At 57.4% G+C, this 19410-nt stretch carries 15 protein-coding genes; all 15 read right to left on the bottom strand.

The annotated features are described in order from the left end of the window. Window positions 1-37: 37 nt before the first annotated feature. Window positions 38-1000 carry a UDP-glucose 4-epimerase family protein gene (locus F6S08_RS04220; RefSeq protein ID WP_065947428.1) on the bottom strand — a complete coding sequence of 321 codons (963 nt, stop codon included), beginning with the start codon at window positions 998-1000 and terminating at the stop codon, window positions 38-40. Further along, entirely contained in the window at window positions 997-2196 is a 1200-nt protein-coding gene (locus F6S08_RS04215) for a glycosyltransferase family 4 protein (RefSeq protein WP_083221176.1), read from the bottom strand. Before F6S08_RS04215 ends, F6S08_RS04220 begins: the two co-directional genes overlap by 4 nt. Before the next feature lie 69 nt (window positions 2197-2265). Further along, window positions 2266-3396, bottom strand: a complete 1131-nt coding sequence (locus tag F6S08_RS04210; RefSeq protein ID WP_065947426.1) for a UDP-N-acetyl glucosamine 2-epimerase — start codon at window positions 3394-3396, stop codon at window positions 2266-2268. A 67-nt stretch (window positions 3397-3463) separates the two neighbouring features. Beyond that, on the bottom strand, window positions 3464-4582 hold the full coding sequence (gene wbjC, locus F6S08_RS04205) for a UDP-2-acetamido-2,6-beta-L-arabino-hexul-4-ose reductase (protein ID WP_065947425.1): 1119 nt from the start codon (window positions 4580-4582) through the stop codon (window positions 3464-3466). 3 nt (window positions 4583-4585) lie between these two features. Beyond that, complete coding sequence (locus F6S08_RS04200; RefSeq protein WP_065947424.1) at window positions 4586-5620, bottom strand: polysaccharide biosynthesis protein; 1035 nt, start codon at window positions 5618-5620, stop codon at window positions 4586-4588. A gap of 663 nt (window positions 5621-6283) precedes the next feature. Then, a complete protein-coding gene (gene ihfB, locus F6S08_RS04195) occupies window positions 6284-6580 on the bottom strand; it encodes an integration host factor subunit beta (protein WP_003218804.1) in 297 nt (98 codons plus the stop codon). Between the two features lie 130 nt (window positions 6581-6710). Then, complete coding sequence (locus F6S08_RS04190) at window positions 6711-6995, bottom strand: hypothetical protein (protein ID WP_315871315.1); 285 nt, start codon at window positions 6993-6995, stop codon at window positions 6711-6713. Between the two features lie 151 nt (window positions 6996-7146). Beyond that, on the bottom strand, window positions 7147-8832 hold the full coding sequence (rpsA, locus tag F6S08_RS04185; RefSeq protein ID WP_027604177.1) for a 30S ribosomal protein S1: 1686 nt from the start codon (window positions 8830-8832) through the stop codon (window positions 7147-7149). A 120-nt stretch (window positions 8833-8952) separates the two neighbouring features. Further along, complete coding sequence (gene cmk, locus F6S08_RS04180; protein WP_003172653.1) at window positions 8953-9642, bottom strand: (d)CMP kinase; 690 nt, start codon at window positions 9640-9642, stop codon at window positions 8953-8955. Further along, on the bottom strand, window positions 9639-11849 hold the full coding sequence (locus F6S08_RS04175; RefSeq protein ID WP_065928289.1) for a bifunctional prephenate dehydrogenase/3-phosphoshikimate 1-carboxyvinyltransferase: 2211 nt from the start codon (window positions 11847-11849) through the stop codon (window positions 9639-9641). The genes cmk and F6S08_RS04175 overlap by 4 nt, the downstream gene beginning before the upstream one ends. 28 nt (window positions 11850-11877) lie before the next feature. Further along, the gene (hisC, locus tag F6S08_RS04170) at window positions 11878-12990 is read right to left on the bottom strand and encodes a histidinol-phosphate transaminase (protein WP_092359025.1); all 1113 of its coding nucleotides are present in this window, start codon (window positions 12988-12990) and stop codon (window positions 11878-11880) included. A 9-nt stretch (window positions 12991-12999) separates the two neighbouring features. After that, complete coding sequence (gene pheA, locus F6S08_RS04165) at window positions 13000-14094, bottom strand: prephenate dehydratase (protein WP_003172650.1); 1095 nt, start codon at window positions 14092-14094, stop codon at window positions 13000-13002. Beyond that, window positions 14094-15179, bottom strand: a complete 1086-nt coding sequence (gene serC, locus F6S08_RS04160) for a 3-phosphoserine/phosphohydroxythreonine transaminase (protein ID WP_065928115.1) — start codon at window positions 15177-15179, stop codon at window positions 14094-14096. Before serC ends, pheA begins: the two co-directional genes overlap by 1 nt. Before the next feature lie 212 nt (window positions 15180-15391). After that, window positions 15392-18046, bottom strand: a complete 2655-nt coding sequence (gene gyrA, locus F6S08_RS04150) for a DNA gyrase subunit A (protein ID WP_065928116.1) — start codon at window positions 18044-18046, stop codon at window positions 15392-15394. 422 nt (window positions 18047-18468) lie between these two features. Further along, window positions 18469-19410: S-methyl-5-thioribose-1-phosphate isomerase (gene mtnA / locus F6S08_RS04145; protein ID WP_315871314.1), on the bottom strand; the 942-nt coding region annotated here is incomplete at its 5' end.

Here is a 19410-nt window from a genome sequence, read left to right as displayed (position 1 = left end):
TCAAGCCGGTAGGGTTATTCGAAAATCGCCTATTTGCCTACTTTTTAACGTGCAAAAAATGCTGAGCAGCCTTTAACAAAGCTTGATCAACACTCACAGGCGCGACCCAGCCCAGAAGTTTCTGGGTTTTACCAATATCGACCTGCAGCGAGCCACAGAGGCGCTGAGAAAGTGCTTTGCGCCCCAGCAACGAGGCCCCGCACTCCAATATCCATGCTGGCACCGGTAATAAGCGTGCCGGAGTCCCCAGTGCAGCAGCCATTCTACGCAACAACTGAGTGGTAGAAAGATCCTCACCGTCACTGACCAGAAACGTCTCATTCGCGGCCAATGGGTGCTCGGCGCACGTCAGGATAAGGTCCACAAGATTATCCAAGGCGACCAGACTGCGCTGGTTATGGATGGCCCCAAAGGGCAGAGGTACACCTTTACTCAACCAGCGCATCATATTGAGAAAGTTGGCCTTCACTCCTGGTCCGTAGACAAGTGTCGGACGGATGATGACAACCTCCATTCCTGTCTGCGCAGCCAATAGCCTAAGAGCCTGTTCAGCCTCCATCTTGGAGATGCCATAAGGATCCACCGGAGCAGGCTCTGCATCAGCGGTGTAAGGCGCGCCCCGTCGCGTGCCTTCACCATTGACCTTGATCGAACTGACAAAGATAAAGCGCTTGGCTCCCGCCTGTGCAGCCTGCCTGGCGAGTTGCAGTGTCCCGTCGACGTTAACCTTGCGAAACTCCGCTAATGGATCAGCACTAGCGTCACTCATCACATGGACGCGCGCTGCACAGTGAACCACAACAGCACAATCGGTTACTGCCTCACTCCAGTCACACGCGGCATCAATCGCGTTTATCTTCACCATCCTAGTCGTACCGGGTAAATCGGAAAGGGCTTTACGGACAGCAATGACCGGCTCGAAGCGCCTATCCTGTACTACACGATCAAGCACGGCTCGCCCGACAAAACCAGATGCACCTGTCAACAACATAATTCTCATGATTTATTGCCCTGTCTCAAAGTGGCTTTTCTGAAAAGCGACTCAAGACGCTCGAACAACTTGGCTTTGGAGAAATGTTCAAGGTAGTAATCCCTACCAGACAGCCCCATACGCTCAAGCTCTGGGGCAGTTAAAGTGCCCATGGTGCGCACGATTTCGGCCAGCCCTCGGGCATCGCCTGAACCACAGGCCATACCGGCACCTGACTCAACAACCACTCTAGCGGCCTCACCATCAATCATCGCAATAATGGGCTTGCCCGAGGCCAGATAGGCCTGAACTTTGCCTGGGATAGTCCTTTCAAAAACCTCGTTGGTTTTTAATGACACCAGCAATGCGTCCGCCACAGAGAAAAGTGCAGGCATTTTTTCGAGTGGATGACGCCCCAACAACAAGACATTGCTCATCTGATGTTCAGATATGTGCTTGGTAAGCCATTCACTGGCCCGGCCATCTCCTACAATCACCCATCGGACCTGAAGATCTCCCTTGAGTGCTTTGGCCGCTTCCAGTATCGCCGGGAAGTCCTGAGCCTCGCCAAGGTTACCGGCGAACAAGATAGTGAAGACGGACTCATCACGTTGAAGCAGTTCGGAGGCTACCTGTACCTCCCCGGCAAAGTCGTCCTCGGCCCAACTTGGGAAGTACACAAGGCGATCGGCCGAAATCGAGCGGGTACAGTACTTTCTGACGTTTTCATCAAAGGCACGTGACTGCAACAATAGGTAGTCGGTGCGATTGTAGATCCAGGACACCACCTTGCCGACCATGCCAAGCAATTTCGGATGTTTGATAATGCCGACCGCGCTCAAGGTTTCCGGCCACAAATCCAAGACCCACACAAATACCGGCACTTTTTTCAGGCGCCCAATCACCAGTGCGGGAATTGCCGCCATAATAGGAGATACGGCATACACGAAGATTGAGTCGAATGACTGACCGCGCAGCTTATAGCTGCCGACTATTGAGGCACTCGTAAAAAAAGAAAAGTAGTTCAAGGCTAGGGTGATGCTGCGCCTGCCTCGCGCCAGCATCGGCACGCGCACAACCCGAGCACCTCGATAATTAGAGAACTGCGCAGGGTCCCCACGGAAATCAGCATAGACCTTGCCTTCCGGATAGTTGGGCACGCCGGTGAGCACAGTCACCTCGTGCCCCATGGCGATAAACCCTTCGACCATGTTGTTGATTCGCATGTTTTCCGGCCAAAAATACTGAGTGACCACCAGAATCTTCAGCGGCTTTTCTTGAGCGAACCTATCCAATCAATATTGCTTCCATACTGTACGCATAACGTAATCACGATAGCTGTGGATAATCCTCACCACTTTTTCGGCAACATTCGGCATGCTGTAATCCGATACGAGGCGAAGCGTGCGCTCGTGACCACTCCCTTGACGTTCCAGGAGTTGCAAGGCTTGCATGACACGGTCCACTTCTAGGCCAACCATCATCACCGCCGCCTCCTCCATGCCTTCAGGCCGTTCGTGGGCTTCACGTATGTTCAGCGCCGTAAAATTGAGGATCGACGATTCTTCATTAATGGTGCCGCTATCTGACAGCACGGCTTTGGAGGTCAACTGCAGTTTGTTGTAATCCTTGAAACCCAGTGGCTTGAGCAGTTGCACGTTCTTGTGAAAGATGACGCCCATTGCGTCTACCCGCTTTTGAGTACGCGGGTGGGTGGTCACAATTACCGGCAGTTCGTAATGGGCTGCAACAGTGTTAAGGACGTCTACCAGCTTTAGAAAGTTCTTGTCCGAATCGATGTTCTCCTCACGGTGAGCACTCACGACAAAAAATTTGCCTGCGTCCAGGCCAAGACGCTCCAATACGCTCGAAGCTTCGATTCCCTCGCGGTAATAATTGAGCACCTCGTACATGGGGCTCCCGGTTTTGATCACCATATCCGGCGGCAGACCTTCACGCAGTAAATAATCGCGGGCAATACTGCTATAGGTCAGGTTTATATCCGCCGTATGGTCAACGATGCGCCGGTTAATCTCTTCCGGCACGCGCATATCAAAACAACGATTACCGGCTTCCATGTGGAACGTCGGGATTTTACGACGCTTGGCTGGAATGACCGCCATGCAACTGTTGGTGTCACCAAGCACCAATAGAGCTTCTGGCTGCTCGTGTTCCAGGACGCGATCTACGGCAATAATCACGTTACCGATAGTCTGTGCACCACTGGCGCCTGCTGCGTTGAGAAAGTGATCGGGCTTACGGATGCCAAGATCTTGGAAAAAAATCTCGTTTAGCTCGTAATCATAATTTTGTCCGGTATGTACGAGGATATGCTCACAGTGCTCGTCCAGCTTCGCCATCACTCGCGACAAGCGAATGATCTCGGGGCGTGTGCCCACAACCGTGACGACTTTTAGCTTTTTCATCTCAACACTCTTCCAAATTCATAAACGTCTGGATCATCAACCTAACCATCGGCTTCACACCTTGACTTCAGGCTTGAGTTCCAACCGGCAGAGCAAAAGTATCCGGTCGCTCGCGGTCGAAAATCTCGTTTGCCCAAAGCATTACGATCATTTCGTCATCACCTACGTTGGTAATATCGTGAGTCCAACCAGGTACAGTCTCTACGATCCGAGGCTCATCGCCGCTAGTGAATAATTCGTAAAAGTCGCCAGAAATGATATGGCGAAAACGGAAACAGGCCAGGCCTTTGATTACCAGGAATTTTTCGGTTTTGCTGTGGTGGTAATGGCCGCCGCGTGTGATGCCAGGATAAGCGGTAAAGTAAGAGAACTGCCCACTGTCTTTGGTCTTCAACATTTCCACAAAAACGCCACGTGGGTCTCCGTACTTAGGAACGTCATAAGCGAACTGTTCGACAGGCAGGTAGCTCACGTAGGTCGAATAGAGCGCCCGCACTAGCCCTGTGCCAACAGCTTCACTGATCAGCGTGTCACGGCTTTTACGGAAGGTATGCAACTGATCCGCCAACTCCCCTACGGTAATGCTGTATACCGGACTTACCTGCGGATTTGAGTCAGCGAATGATCCGCCGTCCATAGCACTGACGAAACAATCAATAACATCATCGATGTAGACCAGGCTGATCACTGACTTAGGGTCATTGATCTGAACCGGCAAGCCCCGAGTGATGTTATGGCAAAAAGTTGCGACAGCTGAGTTGTAATCGGGACGTGCCCATTTGCCAAATACATTGGGTAAACGCAGCACCTGAATGCGAGAACCGTGACTGGTGTGTAGATCCTGCAATAACTGCTCAGCAGCGAGTTTGCTGACGCCATATGGATTATCTCGATCAGCTTGGATCGACGACGTGTAAAGAACAGGTATTGGCTTGCCGCTCACCTTAATTGCTTCGCAAAGAGCAAGAGTCAAATCGGTGTTTCCAGTTTTAAACTCTTGCGGCAATAGCGGTCGATTGACCCCTGCCAAGTGAAAAATAAAATCGGATTCGGCCACCATGAGAGGTAACTGGGCGATGCTGTTATCTCGGGTAAAGGGCACTACCTCGATATCTTTACGCTCGCTCAAGTGCGCTATCAGATTCTTACCAACAAAACCATTAGCCCCGGTGACCAATACCTTCATTACTTACTCCTCCGGCGTAGCATGCTCGCCACGTTGGATAGCCTGCATAAACTCAAGTTTGAGCAAGAGGCGCTGCATACCTGCCACATCCAACCTTTCGGTATTGTGGGAGTTATAGTCTTCCGTACGAGAGATTTTCTCTTCACCAAGCTCCACAAACTTGGAGTAGTTCAGGTCACGTAAATCTGGCGGAATACGATAGTAGTCGCCCTTATCTTCAGCGCACGCCATTTCTTCGCGACTCAAAAGCGCCTCGAACAACTTCTCGCCGTGACGCGTGCCAATGACTTGAATAGGGTGCTCGGGCTTACCAACCATAGCGGTCAGTGCCTTGGCCAAAGTCTCGACGGTTGCCGCAGGTGCTTTTTGCACGAAAAGATCACCGTTACGGCCATGCGCGAATGCGTACAACACCAAATCGACGGCGTCCGCCAGTGTCATCATGAACCGAGTCATATTCGGATCAGTCAGGGTTAATGCCTGTTCTGAACGGATTTGCTCGATGAACAAGGGAATCACCGAGCCACGCGAAGCCATGACGTTACCGTAACGAGTGCCACAAATAACGGTTCTTTTATCATCGACATTACGGGATTTGGCAACCATTACCTTTTCCATCATAGCCTTGGATATACCCATGGCATTGATGGGATAGACAGCCTTGTCCGTACTCAAGCAAACCACACGCTTGACTGCGTTCTGGATTGCAGCTTCAAGAACATTTTCGGTGCCAATGACATTGGTCTTGACTGCCTCCATTGGGTGAAACTCGCAGGATGGGACCTGTTTGAGCGCTGCTGCGTGGAAAATGTAGTCCACTCCACGGGTGGCAGTGAGCACACTCTGATAATCGCGCACATCGCCAATATAGAATTTCAGCTTGGCATTAGCGTAGCGCTTACGCATATCGTCTTGCTTCTTCTCATCGCGGCTGAAGATGCGAATTTCAGCGATATCGCTGCCAAGGAAGCGTTTAAGCACTGCGTTACCGAATGAGCCGGTACCGCCAGTGATAAGGAGCGTTTTTCCGCTGAACATAATGAGTCCTAGGGCAATCCGCACAGCACGACAAGCTTCTAGCCGGCAACTCACCTCAAGACCAGCAGACCGACAAGCCCCCTCGACTCCCCCTGAAAACACGCTACAGATAAGAGTTAATGGGCTCAAGGAAAACGTCGAAGCTTGCCAGCATGCAGACTGAAAATCAGCGTTGTGTTGTGCAGTTAAAGATGAAGGGGGTGACGAAATTGATGAGTATTTTAAGCTCTACATCCTTAAAGTCAAAAACGAACACAAATAGATGACGTGCAAGCTCGCACCCTCATCTTGATCGCAAAACAAAAAGGCCTGCCAACTCGAAGAAAATCCACAGAGACGTCTGCTGCACAGTCTTTTGAATAGGAGACTACAGAACTGCCTGACTCCTCCCACCGACAACGAAAATGACTAGTTTTTTCGATCAGATCTCTTGATACGCGCAATTAAACAGAGCACCGGCCCAACGATCAAACCGAGCATTAATGACAGCGCCATGAACACTGACACTGGAAGCTCAGCCGTAGACCAGCCAAAAAACGACAATGACGTACTTCGCTGGTTCTCCAAGACAAATGCAATTATGAGAAATGTTAAAACCAGCACAACGAACGCTATCAAAACGTGCTTAAACCTACGCATAAGCCCCTCCCAACCCAAAACGTCTCAGACCCCCTCCTCCTCATCCTCATTCACCCGATCCCGCAATTCCTTCCCCGGCTTGAAATGAGGCACAAATTTCCCATCCAGACTCACCGACTGCCCAGTCTTAGGATTCCGCCCTACCCTTGGCGCGCGGTAGTGCAGCGAAAAACTGCCAAACCCACGGATCTCAATTCGATCCCCGGTCGCGAGGCACTGGGACATTTGCTCAAGCATGGTCTTGATAGCCAGCTCCACATCCTTGGATGAAAGCAGCCCTTGATGGGTGACAATTCGTTCGATCAACTCCGACTTCGTCATATTTTTCCCTTCTTTTTCAAGCAGCTAGGAAAAGCGCTTCGAAGGTTTTAGCATGACTTGATGAATTTGAACAGCCCATCTACCAACTTATCTGCCGTTTGAATAACGCCGCCATGAGCGACCCACACTCTCAATTGCAGATCACGAGCATGGTACGAGTGACCGCTCCTGCAGGGTTCCAACCGAACAAGTAATCACCCTCTTCGTCGTTGGCGTCGCTGGACCTGGTGATGACCTTATAGCCCTGCAGCCTGCATTCGCGGGCGGCGCGTTTCTCGCACTTATCCCAGTTGTTGCCCAACCCCGAGCAATCGACCTCAATGCCGCTGACACCGCGCCTCGCGTGAGTTTTGGCGCTGGTAACGGAACAGCCTGCAAGCATTACTACTGCGAACACCACGATAAGCCTGTTCATCGAAATTCTTAAAAACACGGGAGCGCCTTTATCAATACTCTATTCAGCTCTGACACCAAGGCGTCTGCCTTGGTTCTTGCGTGTTGATTCAGCGAATTTCAGGCACAAAAAAGGGCGACCGAAGTCGCCCTTTTTTACAGCCTTACAGAACTTAGTTCTGTTTAGCCATTGCTTCGCGCAGCAGGGAGGCCATGGTGGTCTCGCCTGTTGCAGCTTCCGGAGCCGATTTCAGGCTCTGGATGGCTTCTTTCTCTTCCACTTCGTCTTTCGACTTGATGGAGAGTTGGATCACGCGGCTCTTGCGATCGACGCTGATGATCTTGGCTTCTACTTCCTGGCCTTCTTTCAGAACGTTGCGCGCGTCTTCAACGCGGTCACGGCTGATTTCGGAGGCTTTCAGAGTCGCTTCGATATCGTCGGCCAGAACGATGATGGCGCCTTTGGCGTCAACTTCTTTCACAGTGCCTTTAACGATTGCGCCTTTGTCGTTCTCTTGAACGTACTCGGAGAACGGATCGCTTTCCAGTTGCTTGATACCCAGGGAGATGCGCTCGCGCTCTGGGTCAACCGACAGGATAACGGTGTCCAGCTCGTCGCCCTTCTTGAAACGACGAACAGCTTCTTCGCCAACTTCGTTCCAGGAGATGTCGGACAGGTGAACCAGGCCGTCGATGCCGCCGTCCAGACCAATGAAGATACCGAAATCGGTGATCGACTTGATGGTGCCGGAGATTTTATCGCCCTTGTTGAACTGGCCAGAGAAATCTTCCCATGGGTTAGATTTGCACTGCTTGATGCCCAGGGAGATACGACGACGCTCTTCGTCGATGTCCAGAACCATGACTTCCACTTCGTCGCCGACTTGTACGACTTTCGAAGGGTGGATGTTCTTGTTGGTCCAGTCCATTTCGGAAACGTGTACCAGGCCTTCAACGCCTTCTTCCAGCTCAGCGAAGCAGCCGTAGTCGGTCAGGTTGGTAACACGTGCGGTGACGCGAGTGCTTTCTGGGTAACGGGCTTTGATAGCGACCCATGGATCTTCACCCAGTTGCTTCAGGCCCAGGGAAACACGGTTGCGCTCGCGATCGTATTTCAGAACCTTGACATCGATCTCGTCGCCAACATTGACGATTTCAGAAGGATGCTTGATACGCTTCCAAGCCATGTCGGTAATGTGCAGCAGGCCATCGACGCCACCCAGATCGACGAATGCGCCGTAATCGGTGAGGTTCTTGACGATACCTTTGACTTGTTGGCCTTCCTGCAGGGATTCCAGCAGAGCTTCACGCTCGGCGGAGTTCTCTGCTTCCAGGACGCTGCGACGGGAAACGACAACGTTGTTGCGCTTCTGGTCGAGCTTGATGACCTTGAATTCGAGTTCCTTGCCTTCCAGGTGCGTGGTGTCCCGCACAGGACGAACGTCGACCAAAGAACCTGGCAGGAACGCACGGATGCCGTTAACGTCGACAGTGAAGCCGCCTTTAACCTTACCGTTGATAACGCCCTTGACCACTTCTTCAGCTGCGAAGGCTGCTTCGAGAACAATCCAGCATTCAGCGCGCTTGGCTTTTTCACGGGACAGCTTGGTTTCACCGAAACCGTCTTCAACCGAGTCCAGAGCAACGTGAACTTCGTCACCGACATTGATTGTCAGATCACCAGCATCGTTGTAGAACTGTTCCAGCGGGATCAGAGCTTCAGACTTCAGACCAGCGTGAACGGTTACCCAGCGAGCTTGGTAATCGATATCAACGATAACACCGGTGATGATGGAGCCTGCCTGAAGGTTCAGGGTTTTTAGGCTTTCTTCAAAGAGTTCCGCAAAGCTTTCGCTCATTTTAATTCCTGTTGATAAGGGCGAAGAATACGCCCATCTCCACACCCCAGACGGTGTGGGTCAGTTTCAGTTAAAAGAAGCCACCGCAGGACTATGACTGGTCCCCTGCGGCCTTCTTGATCACCCGGCGATATCGCGAATGGCGATTTCACTCAAGATGCGTTCCAGCACCTGCTCGATGGACAACTCCGTGGAATCCAGCTGTATGGCATCAGCCGCCGGCTTGAGCGGGGCTACTGCGCGCTGGGTATCACGCTCATCGCGTGCACGGATCTCATCTAGCAGACTCGACAGACTAACACCATCGACTTTGCCCTTCAACTGCAAGTAGCGGCGGCGAGCCCGCTCCTCGGCGCTGGCGGTCAGGAAAATCTTCAGCGGCGCCTCGGGAAACACCACCGTGCCCATGTCGCGGCCATCGGCCACCAGCCCCGGCGGCTCCTGGAAAGCCCGCTGACGCTGCAACAGCGCATCACGCACCGCAGGCAGCGCGGCAACCTGGGAGGCCCAGGAGCCGACCTGCTCGTTACGCAGGTCATCGGTCACATCGTCCCCTTCCAGGATGATGCGCTGGGGATGACCTTCCGTCGCGCCGACGAACTGCACATCGAGGTGCGCGGCCAGCAGCTTCAGGGATTCTTCGTTGGTCAGGTCGACGCCATGGTTGCGTGCGGCAAACGCCAGCAGGCGGTACAACGCGCCGGAATCCAGCAGGCACCAGCCCAGGCGCTTGGCCAGGATGCCGGCGATCGTGCCTTTGCCCGAGCCGCTTGGCCCGTCGATGGTAATCACCGGTGCTTTGATATTCACAATTGAGCCTCTTGGGCAACACGGATGCCGACTTGGGCACACAGTGTAAGAAAGTTCGGAAAAGACGTAGCAACATTGGCGCAGTCATGGATACGAATCGGCGCAGCCGCCCGCAGGGAAGCCACGCTGAAGGCCATGGCAATCCGGTGATCGCCATGGGCATGGACTTCACCACCGCCCATCAGGCCACCGTCAATGATAATCCCATCGGCGGTCGGTTCACACTTCACTCCCAACACCTGCAGACCGTCGGCCATGACCTGGATACGGTCGGACTCCTTAACACGCAACTCTTCGGCGCCCCGCAAAATGGTCCGGCCTTCAGCGCAGGCGGCCGCGACGAACAACACCGGGAATTCATCAATAGCCAGGGGCACCAGCGCTTCTGGAATCTCGATACCCTTCAATACAGCTGCCCGCACCCGCAGGTCAGCGACAGGCTCGCCACCCACTTCGCGCGGGTTTTCCAAGGTGATATCGGCCCCCATCAACCGCAGGATATCGATCACCCCGGTGCGGGTCGGGTTGATGCCGACATGCTCCAGCAACAACTCGGAGCCCGCGGCAATCGAAGCCGCCACCAGGAAGAATGCCGAAGAGGAGATGTCCCCCGGCACTTCAATATGGGCAGCCGTCAGTACATGACCCGATTCCACCGATGCGGTAGCGCCTTCCACCGCAACCGGGTAACCAAAACCGCGCAACATACGCTCGGTATGGTCACGGGTCGGCGCAGGCTCGGTCACTGCGGTTTGACCTTCGGCATACAGCCCCGCCAGCAACAGGCACGATTTGACCTGGGCACTGGCCATCGGCATTGCATAGCTCATGCCTTTGAGCGCCTGGCCGCCACGAATGGTCAGCGGCGGACGCCCTTCCGGCCCGGTCTCGATCACCGCACCCATGTCCCGCAATGGCTTGGCCACGCGGTTCATCGGGCGCTTGGACAGGGAAGCATCGCCGGTCAACACGCTGTCAAAGCGTTGTGCCGCCAACAAACCGGACAGCAGGCGCATGGACGTACCGGAATTGCCCAGGTAAATCGGCCCCGGCGCCGGCTTCAAGCCGTGCAAGCCCACACCGTGAATGGTCACGCGCCCATGGTGCGGCCCTTCAATCACCACACCCATGTCGCGAAACGCCTGCAGGGTCGCCAGGGCGTCTTCACCCTCAAGGAACCCTTCCACCTCCGTCACGCCCTCGGCCAACGAGCCGAGCATGATCGAGCGATGGGAGATCGACTTGTCACCCGGCACCCGGATACGCCCGCTCAAGCGGCCGCCCGGGTTGGCGAGGAAAGTCAGGTCATCGGCGTTCACAGCGGTTTCCATATAGGCCCGGCGAGCCAGGATCTTGCTGAAATGCTCACGCGCCACACGCGCACGGGTGAACACGCCCAATAATTGATGGCCATCCCCGGCATCGACCGCGTCGCGCAAGGCGTCGAGGTCACTGCGGAAGGTGTCCAGGGTGCGCAACACCGCTTCGCGATTGGCGAGAAAGATGTCGTGCCACATCACCGGATCGCTGCCGGCAATCCGCGTGAAATCGCGGAAGCCACCGGCGGCGTAACGGAAAATCTCGAGGTTTTCGTTGCGCTTGGCCAGGGAGTCCACCAGGCCGAATGCCAACAGATGGGGCAAATGACTGGTCGCCGCCAGCACTTCGTCGTGGCGTTCGACCTGCATATGCTCCACGTCCGCCCCCAGCTCACGCCAGAGACGATCCACCACCGCCAGCGCGGCCGGATCGGTTTGTTCCAGCGGCGTCAGGATCACTTTATGGCGGCGGAACAGCTGCGCATTGGACGCTTCCACCCCGCTCTGCTCGGAACCGGCAATCGGATGGCCCGGCACAAAACGCGACGGCATGCCGCCAAAAGCCTGTTGCGCGGCCCGCACCACATTGCCCTTGGCACTGCCGACGTCGGTCAGGATCGCCTGGCCCAGGTCCATGCCGGCCAATACCGCCAGCAGTTTCTCCATGGCCAGGATCGGCACAGCGAGCTGGATGACGTCAGCCCCCTGGCACGCCAGCGCCAGGTCCGCCTCGCAGCGATCCACCACACCCAACTCCACCGCCAGCTTGCGCGATTGCGGGTCCAGGTCCACACCGACTACTTCGCCGCACAGCCCGCTTTCGCGCAGGCCTTTGGCGAAGGAGCCACCGATCAAGCCCAGGCCGACCACCACCAGGCGACCGATCATAGGCACGGCAGGTTGCAATGCAGTGACATCAACCACGAGCCAGGACCTTGGCCAGCGCCTCCAGGAAGCGGCTGTTTTCAGCCGGCAAGCCGATGGTGATCCGCAGGTGGTTCGGCATGCCGTAGTTGGCCACCGGCCGCACGATCACACCTTCGCGCAGCAGCCCCTGGAATACCGGGGCGGCCACTTGACCAAGGTCGACACAGATGAAGTTGCCCTTGGAGGGAATCCAGCCCAGGCCCAACGCACGGAAGCCATCCTGCAACTGCAGCATGCCGCTTGCGTTGATGCGGCGACCTTCTTCCAGGTACTCGGCATCCTTCACCGCCGCACAGGCTGCCGCCAGGGCGAGGCTGTTGACGTTGAACGGTTGGCGCACGCGGTTCAGCACATCGGCCACCACCGCTGTCGACAAGCCATAGCCAACCCGCAGCGAGGCCAGGCCATAGGCCTTGGAGAAGGTGCGCGACACCAGCAGGTTCGGGTAGGCCGCCAGGAAATCCAGGCCGTTCGGCAGGTCGCTGCCTTCGGCGTACTCGATGTAGGCCTCGTCCAACACCACCAGTACATGCTCAGGCACGTCCTGCAGGAAGTCGTTGAGCGCCTGCGCATCGAACCAGGTGCCGGTCGGGTTGTTCGGGTTGGCGATAAACACGACGCGGGTCTGGGCGTCGATGGCGGCCAGCATGGCCGGCAGGTCATGGCCCCAGTCCTTGGCAGGAATCACGCGGGCGTCGGCACCGACCGCCTGGGTGACGATCGGGTAGACCGCAAACGCGTGCTCGCTGAACACGGCGTTCAGGCCCGGCGCCAGGTAGGCACGCCCGACCAGCTCGAGTATGTCATTGGAACCGTTGCCCAGGGTGACCTGGTTCAGCTCGACCCGGCATGTTTCTGCCAACAGGGACTTGAGGGCGAAGCCATTGCCGTCCGGGTAACGCGTCAACTCGGCCAATTCTTCGCGAATCGCCGCCAATACCTTGGGGCTTGGGCCCAGTGGGTTCTCGTTACTCGCCAGCTTGACGATCTTGGAGGGGTCCAGGTTCAACTCACGCGCCAGCTCGTCCACAGGCTTGCCCGGAACGTAAGGCGACAGTTGTTGCACGCCCGGCTGGGCCAGGGCGAGGAAGTTGCCACTCATGTTAAAGCCTCACAAAACCGCTTTCGGGTAAGAGCCCAGCACCTTGAGTGCCACGGCTTCCTGACTGATCTTCTCCAGCACGCCCTTGACCAGCGGATCGCGGTGGTGGCCAATGAAGTCGATAAAGAACACGTAAGTCCATTTACCGCTGCGCGAAGGACGTGTCTCGATGCGCGTCAGGTCAATCCCGTTGTCGTGGAACGGCACCAGCAGCTCATGCAGCGCGCCGGGCTTGTTGCTCATGGAGACGATGATCGAAGTCTTGTCGTCGCCGGTCGGCGGCACTTCCTGGCTGCCGATCATCAGGAAACGCGTGGAGTTGTCCGGGCGATCCTCGATTTTCTCGGCCAGGCGCGTCAGGCCATACAGGCCTGCCGCCATATCACCGGCGATCGCCGCCGAATTCCATTCACCCTTGACCCGCTTGGCCGCTTCGGCGTTGCTGGACACCGCCACGCGCTCGACATTCGGGTAATGCGCATCCAGCCACTTGCGGCACTGGGCCAGGGACTGCGCGTGGGAATAGATGCGGCTGATGCTGTCGGTCTTGGTGTTCTCACCCACCAACAAGTGATGGTGGATGCGCAGCTCGACTTCGCCGCAGATCACCATGTCGTGCTCAAGGAAGCTGTCCAGCGTGTGGTTGACCGCGCCTTCGGTGGAGTTTTCCACCGGTACCACGCCAAAGTTCACCGCGCCGGCCGCCACTTCACGGAACACCTCGTCGATGGCCGCCATCGGCTTGCTGATCACCGCATGGCCGAAGTGCTTCATGGCCGCCGCCTGGGTGAAGGTGCCTTCCGGGCCGAGGTAGGCCACTTTCAGCGGCTGCTCGAGCGCCAGGCACGACGACATGATTTCACGGAACAACCGCGCCATCTCTTCGTTGCCCAGCGGGCCCTTGTTACGCTCCATGACGCGCTTGAGCACCTGGGCTTCACGCTCCGGCCGGTAGAACACCGGCACTTCGCCCTCCGCCAGGGACGCCATCTTCACCCGTGCCACTTCCTGGGCGCAGCGCGCACGCTCACTGATCAGCTCCAGGACTTTCTCGTCCAGGCTGTCAATGCGTACACGCAGGGCCTTGAGTTCTTGTTCAGACATTAGCCGTGTTCCTTTTCGAACTCTGCCATGTAGGCAACCAGCGCATTGATCGCGTGAATGTCCACAGCGTTGTAGATGGAGGCGCGCATGCCACCTACCGAACGGTGACCCTTGAGGTTCAGCAGGCCACGGGCGTCGGCACCGGCCAGGAATGGCTTGTCCAGGCGGTCATCGGCCAGGCGGAACGGCACGTTCATCCACGAGCGGTCGGTGAGGTTGATCGGGTTGCTGTACAGGCCGCTGGCGTCGATGAAGTCGTACAGGGTGCGCTTCTTCTCTTCGTTGAGCTTGCCCATGGCCGCCACGCCGCCCTGCTCCTTCAGCCACTCGAACACCAGGCCCGACAGATACCAGGCGAAGGCCGGCGGGGTGTTGTACATCGAGCCGTTGTCGGCCGCGACCTTGTAGTTGAGCATGGTCGGGCACAGTGAACGGGCGCGACCCAGCAGGTCCTCACGCACGATATTGACCAGGATGCCGCTCGGGCCGATGTTCTTCTGCGCGCCGGCGTAGATCATGCCGTAGCGCGACACATCGATAGGCCGCGAGAGGATGTCCGAGGACATGTCGCACACCAGCGGAACGTCGCCGACTTCCGGCACCCAGTCGAACTCCAGGCCGCCAATGGTTTCGTTCGCGACGTAGTGCACGTAGGCCGCGTCCTTGGACAGCTTCCATTCGTTCTGACCGGGAATGGCGAAGTAGTCGTAGGGCTTGGCGGTGCCGGCCACGTTGACGTGACCATAGCGCGAGGCCTCTTCAATGGCCTTCTGCCCCCAGATACCGGTGTCGATGTAGTCGGCAGTGCCGCCTTCCGGCAGCAGGTTCAGCGGGATCTGGGCGAACTGCTGGCTCGCGCCGCCTTGCAGGAACAGCACTTTGTAGTTGGATGGAATGTCGAGCAAGTCGCGCAGATCCTGCTCGGCCTTGGTGGCAATGGACACGAACTCATCGCTGCGATGGCTCATTTCCATCACGGAGAGGCCTTTTCCATGCCAGTCGAGGAGTTCACCCTGCGCACGCTGCAGGACTGCTTCAGGAAGCGCCGCGGGACCGGCACAGAAGTTATAGGCTCTCTTGCTCACATCCAATCTCTCTGATCTGGTGGGACTGAAATCAAACACGGTAGGAGCGAGCTTGCTCGCGAAAAACCCGAGAGCGCAAGGGCACATCAGGCAGCTCGCGTTATCGTTGACGATTTTCGCGAGCAAGCTCGCTCCTACAGGGGGCGGCGTTGTTCTTTCAAAGGGGACAAACAACAAGGGGGCGAATCTTCATCCGCCCCCTGTGTGTCCGCTTATTCCTGCGGTTCTTCTTCGTCTGCGGCAGCATCGAGGGTTGGCTCGTCGACGCTGTCATCGCCGGTTGCGATCACCTCGCCTTCGAACTCCTCACCTTCCAGCTCTTCGCCTTCGACTTCCGATGGTTCCTGGACACGCTCCAGGCCGACCAGTTTTTCGTCCTTGGCCAGTTTGATCAAGGTCACACCCTGGGTGTTACGGCCCAGGCTCGACACTTCGGCCACACGGGTACGCACCAGGGTGCCCTGGTCGGAAATCAGCATGATTTCCTCGCCATCGAGCACCTGGACCGCGCCGACCAGACGGCCGTTGCGGTCGTTGCTGACCATGGCGATAACGCCCTGGCCGCCACGCTTGTACTCCGGGAACTCGCTGATGGCGGTGCGTTTGCCATAACCACGCTCGGAAGCGGTGAGGATCTGGCTGCCTTCTTCCGGGATCAGCATCGAAATCAGCTTCTGCCCTTCCGGCAGGCGCATGCCGCGCACACCGCGGGCGGTACGGCCCATGGCGCGAACGTCGGATTCCTTGAAGCGAGTGACCTTGCCGCCGTCGGAGAACAGCATGACTTCACGCTCGCCATCGGTAATGGCCGCGCTGATCAGCACGTCGCCTTCGTCCAGCTCCAGGGCGATCAGGCCCACGCTGCGCTGGCGGCTGAAGGATTCCAGCGGGGTCTTCTTCACGGTGCCTTTGGCGGTGGCCATGAAGATGAAGTGACCTTCGGTGTATTCCTCGACCGGCAGCATGGTGGTGATGTATTCATCACTGTCCAGCGGCAGCAGGTTGACCAACGGACGACCACGGGCAGCGCGGGAGGCTTCCGGGATTTCGTAGGTCTTGAGCCAGTACACCTTGCCCTTGCTGGAGAACAGCAGCAGCGTGGTGTGGCTGTTGGCGACAAGCAGGTGGGCGATGTAGTCCTCATCCTTCACGCCGGTAGCCGATTTACCTTTACCACCACGACGCTGGGCCTGGTACGCAGCCAATGGCTGGGTCTTGGCATAGCCACCGTGGGAGATGGTCACCACGCGCTCTTCTTCCGGGATCATGTCACCCAGGGTCAGGTCGAGGCGCGCATCGAGGATTTCGGTGCGGCGCACGTCGCCGTATTCGGCGCGGATCACTTCCAGTTCTTCGCGGATCACTTCCATCAGGCGCACGGCGCTGTTGAGGATGCGGATCAGCTCGCCGATCTGGTTGAGGATCTCCTGGTACTCGGCCAGCAGCTTCTCGTGCTCCAGGCCGGTCAGGCGGTGCAGGCGCAGCTCCAGGATAGCCTGGGCCTGTTCCGGCGACAGGAAGTACTTGCCATCGCGCAGGCCGTATTGCGGGTCCAGGGTCTCCGGGCGGCACGAGTCGGCACCGGCACGTTCAACCATCGCCACCACGGCGCTGGATTCCCATGGCATCTTGATCAGGGCTTCCTTGGCTTCCGACGGCGTCGGCGAGGCCTTGATCAGGGCGATGACCGGGTCGATGTTCGACAGCGCTACAGCCTGGCCTTCCAGGATGTGACCGCGTTCACGAGCCTTGCGCAATTCGAACACGGTACGGCGGGTCACCACTTCGCGACGGTGACGTACGAAGGCTTCCAGCAGGTCCTTGAGGTTCAGGATGCGTGGGCGGCCGTCGATCAGTGCGACCACGTTGATACCAAACACGCTTTGCAGCTGGGTCTGGGCGTAGAGGTTGTTGAGGATCACCTCAGGCACTTCGCCACGACGCAGCTCGATCACCACGCGCATACCGTCTTTGTCGGATTCGTCGCGCAGCTCGGTGATGCCTTCGAGTTTCTTCTCTTTAACCAGCTCGGCGATCTTCTCGATCAGACGCGCCTTGTTCAACTGGTACGGGAGTTCGGTGATGACGATCTGCTGGCGGCCACCGACCTTGTCGATGTCCTCGATGATCGAGCGGGCGCGCATGTAAATACGGCCGCGACCGGTGCGGTAGGCTTCGATGATGCCGGCGCGACCGTTGATGATCGCAGCGGTCGGGAAGTCCGGGCCCGGGATGTATTGCATCAGCTCATCGACGGTCAGCTCAGGGTTGTCGATAAGGGCCAGGCAACCGTCGATGACTTCACCGAGGTTGTGCGGCGGGATGTTGGTGGCCATGCCCACGGCGATACCGCTGGAACCGTTGACCAGCAGGTTGGGGATCCGGGTCGGCATGACCGCCGGGATCATTTCGGTGCCGTCGTAGTTCGGCACCCAGTCCACGGTTTCTTTATGCAGGTCGGCCAGCAGCTCGTGCGCCAGCTTGGTCATGCGCACTTCGGTGTATCGCATGGCCGCGGCGTTGTCGCCGTCGACCGAACCGAAGTTGCCCTGGCCGTCTACCAGCAGGTAGCGCAGGGAAAACGGCTGGGCCATCCGAACGATGGTGTCGTACACCGCAGTGTCGCCGTGAGGGTGATACTTACCGATCACGTCACCGACAACACGGGCAGATTTCTTGTACGGCTTGTTCCAGTCGTTACCCAGCTCGCTCATTGCGAACAGCACACGCCGGTGCACGGGCTTCAAGCCATCGCGCGCATCAGGCAGTGCCCGACCGACAATTACGCTCATCGCGTAGTCGAGGTAGGACTGTTTCAGCTCGTCTTCGATATTGACCGGGAGGATTTCTTTGGCCAGTTCGCCCATGAGAAGCCTGATTCCTTTTTCGGGTGAAACCTCGTCGCGTCCATATGGGACGAACGAAGCTCGCCGTCGCCGGCACACTGCCTGACAACGACTTACGACAAATCAACGAGTTATGACACGGATCTGCACGTTATGGACAACCCCTGGGGGCGGCCCTGGAAACCGCCGGATGTTATCACAATCGCCGCCACGCACCTATCCCCCTGATGCGCATGGAGACTAGTAATTTGACGGATGACAGGCTTGAAGAGGACCAGAGGGGCTCAGAGATGGGGTGGTGCTTTTTTTTGAGGGCGGATCCGAGGGTTTTATTGACTTTCCGGGCCAATCGGGGGCAAGCCCCCTCCCACACTTTAATTGTGAACAGTCAAAATGTGGCAGGGGGCTTGCCCACGATAGCCATTTCACAGACACCACAGCCCTCAATGCAGCCGCTTACGGCACATCAGCTTGGCCAATTTCGCCGTATCCGGCCGCTCAACCACGCCCTTCTCAGTCACGATCACATCGATCAGGTCGGCCGGGGTCACATCAAATACCGGATTAAACGCATTGACCTCCAAGCGCTGCCCCATGACCTCCAGCAGTTCACCGGGATCGCGCTCCTCCAGGGCCACATCGTCACCAGTGGCCATCATCAGGTCCAGGCTCGAACTCGGCGCCACCACCATGAAACGCACGCCGTGGTGCATGGCGCACACCGCCAATTGATAGGTGCCGATCTTGCTGATCACATCGCCATTGGCGGCAATGCAATCGGCGCCGACGATCACCCAGGTGATGCCCTTGGTCTTGAGGAGATGCGCGCCGGCGGAGTCGGCATTCACGGTGACCGGGATCCCCTCGCCCGCCAGTTCCCAGGCGGTCAGCCGCGAGCCTTGCAGCCATGGGCGGGTTTCATTGGCGTAGACGTGCTCGACCAAGCCTTCCAGGAACGCCGCGCGAATCACCCCGAGGGCCGTGCCGACACCGCCGGTTGCCAAGGCGCCGGCGTTGCCATGGGTCAAGATCGCCTGGGCATTGCCCTGATGCTTGCGAATCCGCTCAACGCCCAACTGGGCCATGACGAGGTTGGCTTCCCGGTCGCTTTCATGGATAGCGATCGCTTCGGCCTCCAGCACCGCCAGCGGATCGGCGTGCTTCTTGACGCGATCCAGGCGATCGCGCATGCGCTTGAGCGCCCAGAACAGGTTCGAGGCGGTCGGACGGGTATCGGCCAGTAGTGCGTAGTCCTCTTCCCAGGCGGCCTGCCAGTCACCGCCCTCGGCGATACGCTCGCGAGCGGCGAGCACCAGGCCATAGGCCGCGCTGATGCCGATCGCCGATGCGCCACGCACCACCATGGCGCGAATGGCCGCAGCCAC

The sequence above is a fragment of the Pseudomonas sp. JV449 genome, assembly GCF_032424295.1.
Classification (GTDB): Bacteria; Pseudomonadota; Gammaproteobacteria; order Pseudomonadales; family Pseudomonadaceae; genus Aquipseudomonas; species Aquipseudomonas marginalis.
Note: the sequence above shows the minus strand (reverse complement) of the source record. Positions and strands in the feature narration are given on the sequence as shown.

Coding starts and splice junctions, on each gene's coding strand:
- F6S08_RS04220 (WP_065947428.1), bottom strand. CDS start 1,000: ATGAGAATTATGTTGTTGACAGGTGCATCTGGTTTTGTCGGGCGAGCC.
- F6S08_RS04215 (WP_083221176.1), bottom strand. CDS start 2,196: ATGCGAATCAACAACATGGTCGAAGGGTTTATCGCCATGGGGCACGAG.
- F6S08_RS04210 (WP_065947426.1), bottom strand. CDS start 3,396: ATGAAAAAGCTAAAAGTCGTCACGGTTGTGGGCACACGCCCCGAGATC.
- wbjC (WP_065947425.1), bottom strand. CDS start 4,582: ATGAAGGTATTGGTCACCGGGGCTAATGGTTTTGTTGGTAAGAATCTG.
- F6S08_RS04200 (WP_065947424.1), bottom strand. CDS start 5,620: ATGTTCAGCGGAAAAACGCTCCTTATCACTGGCGGTACCGGCTCATTC.
- ihfB (WP_003218804.1), bottom strand. CDS start 6,580: ATGACGAAGTCGGAGTTGATCGAACGAATTGTCACCCATCAAGGGCTG.
- F6S08_RS04190 (WP_315871315.1), bottom strand. CDS start 6,995: ATGAACAGGCTTATCGTGGTGTTCGCAGTAGTAATGCTTGCAGGCTGT.
- rpsA (WP_027604177.1), bottom strand. CDS start 8,832: ATGAGCGAAAGCTTTGCGGAACTCTTTGAAGAAAGCCTAAAAACCCTG.
- F6S08_RS04175 (WP_065928289.1), bottom strand. CDS start 11,849: ATGATCGGTCGCCTGGTGGTGGTCGGCCTGGGCTTGATCGGTGGCTCC.
- hisC (WP_092359025.1), bottom strand. CDS start 12,990: ATGAGTGGCAACTTCCTCGCCCTGGCCCAGCCGGGCGTGCAACAACTG.
- pheA (WP_003172650.1), bottom strand. CDS start 14,094: ATGTCTGAACAAGAACTCAAGGCCCTGCGTGTACGCATTGACAGCCTG.
- gyrA (WP_065928116.1), bottom strand. CDS start 18,046: ATGGGCGAACTGGCCAAAGAAATCCTCCCGGTCAATATCGAAGACGAG.